14 protein-coding genes are annotated in these 11,325 nt (G+C 44.6%); 9 read left to right on the top strand and 5 right to left on the bottom strand.

Features of this window, described 5'->3' with window-relative positions:
* The 5 genes from A5N85_RS09445 to cas6f form a co-directional block, all read left to right on the top strand.
* Positions 1–992: putative CRISPR-associated protein (locus A5N85_RS09445; RefSeq protein WP_072577006.1), on the top strand; the 992-nt coding region annotated here is incomplete at its 5' end.
* Between the two features lie 50 nt (positions 993–1,042).
* Positions 1,043–2,389 carry a type I-F CRISPR-associated protein Csy1 gene (gene csy1 / locus A5N85_RS09450; protein WP_072577007.1) on the top strand — a complete coding sequence of 449 codons (1,347 nt, stop codon included), beginning with the start codon at positions 1,043–1,045 and terminating at the stop codon, positions 2,387–2,389.
* A gap of 11 nt (positions 2,390–2,400) precedes the next feature.
* Positions 2,401–3,321, top strand: a complete 921-nt coding sequence (gene csy2, locus A5N85_RS09455) for a type I-F CRISPR-associated protein Csy2 (protein WP_072577008.1) — start codon at positions 2,401–2,403, stop codon at positions 3,319–3,321.
* A 10-nt stretch (positions 3,322–3,331) separates the two neighbouring features.
* A complete protein-coding gene (csy3, locus tag A5N85_RS09460) occupies positions 3,332–4,333 on the top strand; it encodes a type I-F CRISPR-associated protein Csy3 (protein ID WP_072577009.1) in 1,002 nt (333 codons plus the stop codon).
* A gap of 6 nt (positions 4,334–4,339) precedes the next feature.
* On the top strand, positions 4,340–4,927 hold the full coding sequence (cas6f, locus tag A5N85_RS09465; protein ID WP_072577010.1) for a type I-F CRISPR-associated endoribonuclease Cas6/Csy4: 588 nt from the start codon (positions 4,340–4,342) through the stop codon (positions 4,925–4,927).
* 243 nt (positions 4,928–5,170) lie between these two features.
* Here cas6f and A5N85_RS09470 read toward each other — a convergent pair whose 3' ends face one another.
* Together A5N85_RS09470 and A5N85_RS09475 are read right to left on the bottom strand one after the other, a co-directional pair.
* Entirely contained in the window at positions 5,171–5,404 is a 234-nt protein-coding gene (locus A5N85_RS09470; RefSeq protein WP_072577011.1) for a hypothetical protein, read from the bottom strand.
* 31 nt (positions 5,405–5,435) lie between these two features.
* Positions 5,436–5,639 (bottom strand): hypothetical protein, encoded by a 204-nt coding sequence (locus A5N85_RS09475; protein ID WP_072577012.1) that lies wholly within the window; start codon positions 5,637–5,639, stop codon positions 5,436–5,438.
* Between the two features lie 272 nt (positions 5,640–5,911).
* On the opposite strand from A5N85_RS09475, the gene A5N85_RS17025 reads away from it, so the two are divergent.
* The 3 genes from A5N85_RS17025 to A5N85_RS09485 are packed head-to-tail and all read left to right on the top strand — an operon-like array spanning position 5,912 to position 8,918.
* Entirely contained in the window at positions 5,912–6,046 is a 135-nt protein-coding gene (locus A5N85_RS17025) for a hypothetical protein (RefSeq protein ID WP_282955998.1), read from the top strand.
* The gene (locus A5N85_RS09480) at positions 6,043–6,582 is read left to right on the top strand and encodes a haloacid dehalogenase-like hydrolase (RefSeq protein WP_249023949.1); all 540 of its coding nucleotides are present in this window, start codon (positions 6,043–6,045) and stop codon (positions 6,580–6,582) included. The genes A5N85_RS17025 and A5N85_RS09480 overlap by 4 nt, the downstream gene beginning before the upstream one ends.
* Positions 6,579–8,918, top strand: coding sequence for a helicase HerA domain-containing protein (locus A5N85_RS09485; protein ID WP_072577013.1), 2,340 nt, complete (start codon positions 6,579–6,581; stop codon positions 8,916–8,918). The genes A5N85_RS09480 and A5N85_RS09485 overlap by 4 nt, the downstream gene beginning before the upstream one ends.
* Before the next feature lie 513 nt (positions 8,919–9,431).
* Here A5N85_RS09485 and A5N85_RS09490 read toward each other — a convergent pair.
* Positions 9,432–9,671, bottom strand: a complete 240-nt coding sequence (locus A5N85_RS09490; protein ID WP_245935979.1) for a glutaredoxin family protein — start codon at positions 9,669–9,671, stop codon at positions 9,432–9,434.
* Positions 9,668–10,225, bottom strand: a complete 558-nt coding sequence (locus tag A5N85_RS09495; protein WP_072577015.1) for a D-sedoheptulose-7-phosphate isomerase — start codon at positions 10,223–10,225, stop codon at positions 9,668–9,670. Before A5N85_RS09495 ends, A5N85_RS09490 begins: the two co-directional genes overlap by 4 nt.
* 68 nt (positions 10,226–10,293) lie before the next feature.
* Between A5N85_RS09495 and A5N85_RS09500 the strand changes: the two genes are divergently transcribed.
* Positions 10,294–11,100, top strand: coding sequence for an undecaprenyl-diphosphate phosphatase (locus tag A5N85_RS09500; protein ID WP_072577016.1), 807 nt, complete (start codon positions 10,294–10,296; stop codon positions 11,098–11,100).
* A 32-nt stretch (positions 11,101–11,132) separates the two neighbouring features.
* Here the strand turns inward: A5N85_RS09500 and A5N85_RS17310 are convergent.
* Positions 11,133–11,325 (bottom strand): transposase (locus tag A5N85_RS17310; protein WP_346243177.1); only part of this gene is annotated, 193 nt, incomplete at its 5' end.

The raw sequence follows: 11,325 nt of genomic DNA on the forward strand, positions 1-11,325 counted from the left end.
AAAAACATATTGAGCAACGCAAGCAAAAGATACTAAGTGGGCTACCTAAGACAGACATTAAAAAGATGAGTGCAGAGCTAAATAGTCTGCTAACCTGGCAAAACAGCAACCCAAAATTGGATCATATTCCTGATATACACATTTTATTGGCAACTGATACATTCTTAAGTAATGCTACTGCAAATATCATAAAAGCATTTTTAGAAAATCAAAAAGAGACGGTAATTTTATTAGACGATAATAAAGACCTAAAAACGTCATCATTACTAGCATTTCGCACCGCCTTATCTGAGCTAAGCAGAAAACTGATAGAAATCATTACTGCTTATAAAGCAGAGGGATATGAAATACATTTCAATTTAACAGGTGGGTTTAAGAGTCTAAATGGTTTTTTACAAGCGGTTGGTACTTTATACGCGGATAAGGTATTTTACTTATTTGAAGGCGCGCAAGAACTCTTATACATTCCAAAGCTGCCGATTGAATTACATGCCAAAGAAGCGGTTGAAAAAAATCTCACTGCTATTCGCCGATTAGAACAAAAATTATCGATAACTAAAGAACAACAGCAACAAATACCTGAACTCTTTTTATTTGATATTGGTGACGAAAATGTTGGTCTATCAGAATGGGGGGAATTGATTTGGAATCAATATAAAAATGAAATTTATTTATCTTTGAGAGACAGTATTAGTGAAAAAATCATTTTTGCTGATTCGTTTGAGCCAAGTGTCAAAGGTTTATCCAGTCAATTGATTCAAGATGTTAATAAGAAAGTTACGATGCTCGCTGCCTATACAGAAAGTGACTGCAAGAACAATCTAAAATCTTTAGATGTCAAACCACTACAAGGTACTGACTATAAAGAACGCAATTTATGGGAATGTGATCTTGATGGTAATCATCGTATTTTTATGACGAAGCAAGAAAATAATCGCTTTCGTTTAGAGAAAGTGGGAGATGCATTGCATAGCACTCGTAAAAAAGTATAACTTGTTGCAAAAAATGTTATCGACACAGCCTAGTTTTAATAAGGACGATTATGGAGAACATCACCCCCGACCACATCAGGCAAGCCATTGCTGACTTTCTGCAAGGGCAATACCTCAAAAAAAGCGAAAAAGAGCAAAAACAGCTGGAAAAAGCGCGTGAAGCAAATGATGCGGTAAAAATCGCCGAACTCACCGAAAGCCTGCGTCCGCTGCAAGAAAAATATCAAGCAGACAACTGGCTCAAAGAAGCCGAGAGAATGGCACGTCAACTCAATTTCGGCACCCACACCAGCAAAGGCATTCATAGCGACGCCAAAGGCGATAACATCATCTTCACCGAGCAGCCGACCCATGATTATATTGGCACGCACAGCCTAAGCAGCACCTTATTGGACGCTAATGGTAATGCTGCTGCCCTGCCACTGGCAGCCTTTTTTGAGCAGCCAATCACCGAGAATTGCACCATGCGCGATGCCATCCTTGCGCAACTGGACGCATTGCAAGATTGTTTTGGCAGCGACCCCACATTATCGGCGCATTACCAAGCCACCTTTTATCAATGCCTGAGCGCACTACCACAACAGCCCAGCACACACGAGCGCAACAAGCAAATCTTATGGCCAATTGACGCGGATAACGACTGCTATCACACCTTAGTACCGCTGTATCCCTCTGTATTGGCTCACGCGTTTTATCAAAACATCAACGAACGCCGCTGGAGCGAAACGGCGAAAACCGCGCGGGAGAACCGCAAAACCCCGACCAAACCGCAATACCGTTATCAGGATTTGCTGGAGCTTGCTACCACCCAGCTAGGCGGTACTAAACCGCAAAACATCAGCCTGTTAAACAGCCGACAAGGTGGAAGGCACTATCTCCTGCCATCTCTACCGCCAGTTTTTACCAGCGACAGCATCCGTCTGCCACAAAGTGCCGAAAGTCTATTTAAGACCAATCTCTATCAATATCAGATGCAGGACAGCTTGCGCGAACTCACCAACATCATCACTCAGACAACATTTAATGGCAAAACCGTGAATAACAAAGCCCTGCGCGACAGCCGTGATGCGGTGCTGGATACCATGATTGATACCACCTTCTTGCTCGCGCTTGCATTGCAGGCACAAACCGCAGGTTGGAGTAAAAATCATAAACCACTCAAAAAAGAACAAAAATTTTGGCTAGACCCCTATCGTGATGATGAAAAATTTCTTAAGCAACGCCAGCAAATCGATTGGCAAAATCTTATCGCTGAACAATTTGCAACGTGGTTAAACAATGCGCTGGAAAAACGCTTACAAAAACGAAAAGAGCATATCAAAGGCGATTTAGGGCTACCTGAAAAACGACATTGGCAAACCGCTTTTCTAAACGCCCTCAAAGATTTTGCTGAATAAGGATTGATGCAATGAATACACGCTATCCCAATCATCCGCACAGCGGTTATCTCATTATCCGCAATTTGCGCGTTGAGAATGCCAACACCATTTCTGGCCCGCTGACCTATGGCTTTCCAGCATTAAGCGGTTTTGTTGGCGCGGTACACGCCCTCAGCCGCAGCCTCGCCAGCCGTGCAAACTTTAGCCATTTGCGCTTAGACGGCGTACTGATTGCCTGCCGCGATATTCAAGTGCAGCGCTATCGTGAAAACCGCTACAGCAACTACACCTTTACCCAAACCCGCAACCCCATTCTCAAAGACGGCAGCACCGCCCCCATCATCGAATCAGGCCGCTGCCACCTCACCGTCCACCTTGCCGTCAAACTCTATGGCGATTTGCACGATGCCGATATTGCGCCGCTGGAACAATTTATCGCCGAGAAAATCCAGCAGCAACGCCTTGCTGGCGGCAGCGTAGTCGGGATTGACCCGAAAAAGCCCGTCATTTACTGCGATACCGACAGCATTGATGAACATAAAAAAGACTTGCTGCCCGCATTCATCCTCATGAGCGCACATCAAGACCTTGCGGACATCACTGCCGAATTACAGCAGCAAAACCCGAGTCAAACCGCATTGGATGCCCTCATTGAAACCGCCGTCATTCATCAAATTCCCGATGAAAACGGACAGTGGCACAACGAATCTATTAAGAAAAACCGCGGTTGGCTAGTACCCATCCCCATTGGCTACCAAGGCATTAGCCCCATTATTGGCGCAGGCGAGCTTAATAATAGCCGCAACCCCGAATATCCCGCCCAATACGTCGAAACCATCTACAGCCTCGGTCGTTGGGTCTTCCCCAACCGCATCGAAAACCTGCGCAGCGCCTTTTGGCAGCAAAACTACGATGCCGCGCAAAACCTTTATACCATCCAACAGCCTTAAGGAGAACCACATGGCAAAAGCAAACAACGACAGCGCATCCGTCCTCGCCTTTGAGCGCAAACTCGACATCTCAGACGCCTACCTCTGGCAAACCAGCAGCAGTAATGACAGCGCCGAACGTGAACCCATTATCGTGCGAAGAAAAAATGTACGCGGTACCATCAGTAATCGCCTAAAAAATGCCATTGCTAACGACCCAATCAAGTTAGATGCTGAAATTCAAAAACCTAACCCACAAGGTGGAGATGTTGCTTTCTTAAACGGAGATTGTGATACCTTGATTGCTACATGGACCTGTAAAGTCCTACCGTTCCATGGCATACCTTTTACTTGTAATAATCAGGGATATCAAAAGAAACTCGAAAACACCATCGCTGGCTACCGAGCACAATACGGCTATGGTGAACTTGCCAAACGCTATGCCACCAACATCGCCAACGCCCGCTGGCTATGGCGCAACCGCTTAGGCGCAGAGCGTATAACTGTTACCGTCAAAAATAGCGAAGACAGCATCTGCATTACCACCGCCCGCGAACTCTCGCTACACGATTTTAACCAACCAAACGACAATATCGCCAAGCTCGCCCATTGGATTGAACAAGGACTGAACGGCGAAAAATTTACCCTCCTGCACATCGAAGCACACGCCCAAATTGGCAGCGGACAAGAAGTTTTTCCTAGTCAAGAAATGATTTTAGATAAAAAAGATAAAATTCTTTACACCGTCGGCAGAGCGCAAAACCAAGCTGGCATCCACTCACAAAAAATCGGCAACGCCATCCGCACCATCGACAACTGGTATCCCAATGCCGAATTTCCCATCGCCGCCGAACCCTATGGCGCCGTTACCACCCTAGGCACTGCCTACCGCCAACCCAAAGAAAAACAAGACTTTTACAGCCTATTTGACCCATGGATTAAAGAAGGCAAAGCACCGAGCGCCGAACAACAGCACTACATTGCAGCCATCCTCATCCGTGGCGGCGTCTTTGGTGAAAGCGGCAAGGAATAAACCACCATGAAATTTTACCAAGAACTCACCCTCATCCCCGACCCAGAAATACCACTCAACGCCATCTGGGCAGCCCTCTATCCGCAGCTACACATCGGCCTAGCCGATGTGTATAACCAACACGGCATCAACACCATTGGCGTGAGCTTTCCGCGCTACCACATGAGCCTACAAATGGCGCACAACACCCTAGGTAACAAACTGCGCCTATTTGCTCCTGATGAAGCCACCCTAGCCAAACTCAATATAGAAAAATGGCTTGAACGGCTTACCGACTATATCCACATCAAAAAGCCCGCCCCCGTGCCAGAGCAAACCAGCCATGTTGTAGTCAAACGATACCGCTATCGCCCCATTGAGCAGCAAGCCAAACGCCATGCGGAGAGACACAATATTTCCTATGAAGCGGCACTGAAGCACTGCCAGACCCACCGCCACGCAGAAATCTTTCCGCCCTTCATCAAAATGAAAAGCGAAAGCAACGCCCAGCCCCATCCGCTAGTCATCCTGCAAACCGCTGCGATGCAGGCGAAAAAAGGACACTACAACAGCTACGGCTTCAGCCAAAACGGCAGCACCGTACCCAACTGGTAACCCTTTTTTTACCGCTCTTTAACAACTGGATATAAATCATAAACTTATAGCAAACAAAAAAATAAAGGGTTTTGCCCACGAAATCCCCTTAATCGCTTGCTATAAAATATTTTTTTCGACTAAAACTCTAGTTACCCGCCGCACAGGCGGCTTAGAAAATTCATATATGCAGCCATTGTTGTATATGACAGTTACCCGTCGCACAGGCGGCTTAGAAATAACTAAAATACTGTTAAAAAAATGCTAGATAGACTTTTTCTTAAAGCGCTCATAAGTTGCCCAAACGTAAAGGGCATAATAAACAACGTAAGGCATTGGCTTATATGTTTTAGCATCTTGAGCAAAAAGATAAGACCTAAAATCTCTTTTAGAAATTCCTAATTTATGGGCTATCTCTGTTTGAGATAACCCAATGTCATCAATCAGATTTCTCAGATGATTAAAGTCAAGGTTAATTTCAACATTTTCAGGACGCATAAAAATAGAGAGGGATAAACCCTCTCTCTCCTTAGAATATTTGAACAATAGCTTTTAAGAAAAGCGCTAAAGCCGTTAATATGCTGGCAGTTAAAACAATGGGATAAAACCACATTTCTCTATATAATTTTCTTGTTTCAGCAGCGATTTTTTGCGTTTCTGCGTTCATCTTGTGCATTTCAGCATTCATCTTTTGCATTTCAACAAGCATTTTATCTATTTCTATTTGTTCCATAATAACTCCTAGTTAAAAGCAACATGCCGAATCACTTGATTGGCATAAATATTTTAACATTAAAAGCTAGCAAAAATATCGTTTAAAACCGTCAAATAAAGCTGACCATCAAATAGCTTAGAAATTATAACCACAGACTACTGGAGAAGATTGAAAATTACCCGCCGCACAGGCGGCTTCTCATCGCTTTTCCCCGCAAAACACAAAACGATTTTCCTTTCGCTAGCATCGGTAAGCTATAATTTCCTTTTCATTAAAAATGGTGTGGTCTTATGTCTAAGCTTTCTCGTCCTGATGGAGTCATTTTTGATTGCGACTCTACACTTTCTAGCATCGAAGGCATTGATGAATTAGCAAAACTCAAACAATGTGGCGAACAAGTCGCCGCTTTAACTCATCAAGCATGAATGGCGAACTTCCACTTGAAGCTGTTTACGAAAAACGCTTAGCGCTTATTCGCCCAAGCCAAGCCGACATAGCCCAAATTGCAGAACAATACCTAGCCACCATGACCCCTGGCGCTAAAGAAACCATTGACGCGCTTCATTCTGCAGGTATTCGCGTCGGCATCATTAGTGGCGGATTGATAGATGCCATCTTGCCTTTAGCAAAGTCTCTAGGCATCGCTGATACAGATATTTACGCCGTTTATTTAGGCTTTGATAGCCACGGTAATTATCAGCAAGTTTTGCCAAGCCCATTAACCACTGCCAATGGAAAACAAGCTGTCACAGCTTCATGGAAACGCGTTAACCATCTCAATACTGTTCATTTAGTTGGCGATGGCATGAGCGACATTGCCGCAAAAGGAGCAAATGCCGCTGATGCGGTGATTGGTTATGGGGGCGTTATTTGCCGACCAGCGGTGCAACAAGCTGCCGACTACTACCAAAAAGATGCCGATTTACGCAAACTCTTACCGCTTTGGGGGCTAAGCGCATGAGCGATACCATTCCTGAAAAAATTGGGCAATTCTATCTCGGTCGCGAAAGCTATCCCGCTAACGGCACACCCGTATTATTCAATGCAGCAGACTTAACCACTCATGCCATAATTATCGGGATGACTGGTTCAGGTAAAACAGGACTTGGCATTAGCTTATTAGAAGAAGCAGCGTTAGATAATATCCCTGTGATTGCAATTGATCCAAAAGGCGATTTAGGCAACTTAGCCCTAAACTTTCCCGATTTAGCGTCAGATAATTTTTTACCTTATGCCGATACCACCGCGCTCAACCAAAACCAACAAACCCCAGAAAATTGGGCAACCGCGACCGCTGAAAAATGGAAAACTGGCATTCTTGAGAGCGGACAAAGCCTTGAGCGAATGCAGCTATTAAAAGCGGGGAACCCTGTTCGACTCTACACACCAGGTAGTACCACCGGCTATCCACTTGCCCTCATTGGCGATTTTGCTCCCCCCGAACCAAACATTCGTGAGCAATCAGAAGCCTATGCCGCCTATTTAGATGGAACAGCCTCCGCCTTATTAGCGCTTCTCAAACAAGAAAACAACACCCTTGACCCACAACATATCTTTCTCACCCATTTATTCAAACACAGCTGGGACCAAGGGCAAACCCTGACTCTCGCCGACCTCATTGCGCAAATCCAAAATCCGCCTTTCCAAAAAATCGGCATTTTGCCCGTTGCACAAGTCTTTCCAGATAAAAATCGAGTGGCTTTAGCCTTAGCCCTAAACAACCTACTCGCTGCCCCCTCCTTTACCCATTGGCGAACTGGCAACCTATTAGAAACCGAAACCCTCCTTTACGATGCACAACGCCGTCCACAAACCTCCGTTTTAAACATTGCGCATCTCAGCGATAACGAACGGATGTATTTTGTCACCCTATTGCTCACCAACCTCATTAACTGGATGCGTCGCCAACCCGGCACCTCAACCCTACGCGCCATTCTCTATATGGATGAAATTGCCGGTTACCTACCACCCAATGCCAACCCTGCCAGTAAAGCTCCTTTCCTACAGCTGCTTAAACAAGCACGCGCTTTTGGCATTGGCTTAGTCCTCTCTAGCCAAAACCCCATTGACCTTGATTACAAAGCCCTTTCCAATGCCGGCACATGGTTTATCGGACGCTTACAAACCGCGCAAGACCGTGCGCGTGTCACCGAAGGATTGCTCTCTGCGGGCGAGAATGGCATCACTAAAAACGAATTAGACCAATGGTTTGACCAGCTCGGCAAACGACAGTTCCTACTACACGACATCCACCGTCCAGAACCCATCATCTTCCATACCCGTTGGGCGATGAGTTACCTCGCTGGTCCCTTAAACCGAGCACAAATCTCCGCATTAACCGCTACGAATAAAACACACACACCAGCAGCACCAACCGAACCCACAACAAACAATCGTCCAGCGATTTTACCCACAGGCATCCAAACCTACTACCTACCAACCACGCAAAATAGCGAACAAGCCATCCACTACTTTCCTACCCTCTTAGGCATAGCGACGCTGTATTATCAAGACAACAAAGCAGGCGTGCGCACCGAAAGAGAAATCCTACTCAGCGCAGCAATAGATAGTGATAACGTCGATTGGAAAACCGCCGAAGCCCTAGCGCAAAACACCGACCAACTCCAAACCCGTCCGCAGCAACCCGCGTACTATCATGAAGCCCCTATCGCCATCCAAAAACCAAAAAATTGGCAGAATTGGGAGAAAACCCTAAAAACCGCCTTACGTCAAAGCGCGAGTATCGACATTTACTACGCCCCTGACCTCAAACAATACAGCGAGCCAGGAGAAACCGAAACTGCCTTTAGAAACCGCTTGGCAACCACAGCGCGCGAACAGCGTGATGCCCAAACCATGACCCTGCGCCAAAAATACACGACCAAACAAATCAGCCTAAACAAACAACTACTGACCGCCGAACAAGCCCTTAATCGAGAAAACAAACAAGCCAGCAGTAGCTTACTTGATGCAGGCATCGCTATTGGTGGTGCCTTACTGGGCGCATTTACCGGACGAAAAGTACTCAGCCAAACCAATATCCAACGCGCCGCCAGTGCTGCCAAAAAAGTTGGACAAATTAGCAAAGAACGGCAAGACAGCGCCGCCGCACAAGCCAAATATGAGCTCATCCAATCGCAAATTCAGCAACTAGAGGAACAACTCAAAGCCGAACTAAGTGAGCTACAGCAGCGCTACCAACCGGAAAACCTTACCCTAGAAACCAAAACCATCGATGCCAAAGCTAGCGATATTGAAATCAAAACCGTCGCATTACTCTATCGAAGCCTAAGCTAAGTATATAGCAGGACTCCCAAAAAAATGCATACAGTACTTGTAGATAGAAGATTGCTTTCAAATTAGATATTGGGTTAACGTTGTATGCGTTTTTGGGAAGTGGCTATAAAATCTGAATAATCCAAACAATCATTTTTAGTCATAAACCCTTTTTTACCCGTTCTTTCACAACCGGATGAAAAACAAACACTTGCAACAAGCAAAAAAACAAAAGGTCAACCAACAAAAAACCTTTAAAATCCTTGTCGCAAGCGCATCAAATCGAATAAAATTCGAGTTACCCGCCGCATAGGCGGCTTAGAAATCATCATCGGCAAGGCAGGCATTTAACAGTTCGTTACCCGCCGCACAGGCGGCTTAACAATTAAAATAAAAGGTAGTGGTTTGAAAAGTATGCTGGACTATGACTCAATAATTTCAATAATAATAAAATATTAAATTTCAATATATTGGATTGATATTTTACAGAAATTACTCAGCATACTTTTCAAACCACTACTAAATAAAAAAGCCTCACTTGCGCTTTAAAAACCGCTCATCAGAAATAAAATCCAATACTGCTTCTGCATCAAAAGGATAAAGTAATTCACGTTCTGCTTCTTGATCATAAAGTACGGGCACTAGCTGCCCGTACTCTTTCTGTAAATCAATCTCTCTATCCACATCCACCCGTTCAAAAGACACGCCTAAATGCAATAATAATTGGGCTGCATCTTCGCATAAATGACACCCTAAGCGCACCAGTAATTTCACGCAAATGCCTCATCTACCATCGCACACCAGTGGTGAATCGTAAAGATATGCGCTTCTTGAATATGCGCTGTTACTGTGCTTGGTATAACTAGGCATAAATCGCACGCATTTAGCATGGCTCCGCCATCGCGTCCTGTTAGTCCTAAGGTCACAATGCCTTTTTGCTTTGCCATTTCAAGCGCACGTAAAATATTTGGCGAGTTACCACTTGTTGAAATTCCAATAAAGATATCTCCTTTTCGTGCCAGCCCTGCTAATTGACGAGAAAATACTTCATCATAACCATAGTCATTAGCAATAGCCGTTAGTGCTGAAGTATCTGTAGTCAATGCTACTCCAGCAAGCGCGCGCCGCTCTGCTAGAAATCGTCCTGTTAGCTCTGCAGCAAAATGTTGTGCATCTGCTGCTGAGCCACCATTCCCAGCCACATACGCACAACCATTACTTTTAAGCACTTGCACAAGCTGCCGCCCCATTTCATTGACTTGATTTTCCTGCTCGCGCAATGCTTCAAAAACAGCCTGATGCGCTTGAATTTTCTCTTGCCAAGACATTACCTTCCCCAAAGTCTTAAAAATTCCATACAATACCTCCCTTTTCAATCGCGCTCAAGGAAAAAACCATGGATTTATGGCAAGCCTTTATCCTTTCTCTCATTCAAGGTATTACGGAATTTCTTCCGATTTCAAGCTCTGGACATTTGGTCATTACTCGAGATTTTCTTCATTGGCCAGATACTGGTGTTGCTTTTGATGCTTTTACTGGATTAGGCACACTAACCGCCGTTATTCTTTATTTTCGCAAAGAACTTTTTGAGATTGCCTACTATTGGTTAAATCAATTTTCAAAAACACGCCAACCTGACCCTCAAAATCTAGCCCGCTTAGGTAATCAGCTGATTCTTGCAACACTTCCCGCGCTCATTTTAGGCTATTTGCTCAAAGACCAAATTGATCAGCATTTTCATAGTCCGCAAGTGATTGCGATAACCACTATTTTCTATGGAATTTTACTTGGTACAGCGGATTGGTTAGGGCGAAAAACGTATCAAATTAACCAAACTTCTACAAAACAAGCGCTTATTTATGGCTTTGCACAAGCACTTGCACTAATCCCCGGAACTTCTAGAAGTGGGATTACTATGACAGCAGGGCTTGCTATGGGATTTTCCCGTCATGCTGCTGCACGCTATTCTTTTTTGCTTTCTATTCCAATTTCTGCTGCTGCCGGACTATATGGGCTGCTCAAACTCATCAAAGCACCTTCTGTAGATTTTAGCTGGCAAGTCATTAGCCTATCTTATCTCACTGCGACTATTTCAGCGTTTATCTGCATCGCATTATTTCTACGCTTTTTAAATGCTATTGGAATGTGGCCACATGTGATTTATCGGCTGATTTTAGGAAGTATTATTCTTATTGTTTTATGACAGCATCAAAAAATCCCGTATATATAGTGCAATCATCTAAAACTCAACCCAATCCAAAGCAGATAAAAGAATAAAGTATCAATACAATCCATCCGCCATTCTTTGCGTATTTGCTTAATCCAAGCCCACATCTTTTCAATGGGATTTAAGTCTGGACTATAAGGGGGTAACCAAACTATCTCATGCCCATGCTCTTCAATGATTGCTTGAATATCACAGCGTTTA

Origin of the sequence: Suttonella ornithocola, from assembly GCF_001889065.1 — a bacterium.
Taxonomy (GTDB): Bacteria; Pseudomonadota; Gammaproteobacteria; order Cardiobacteriales; family Cardiobacteriaceae; genus Suttonella_A; species Suttonella_A ornithocola.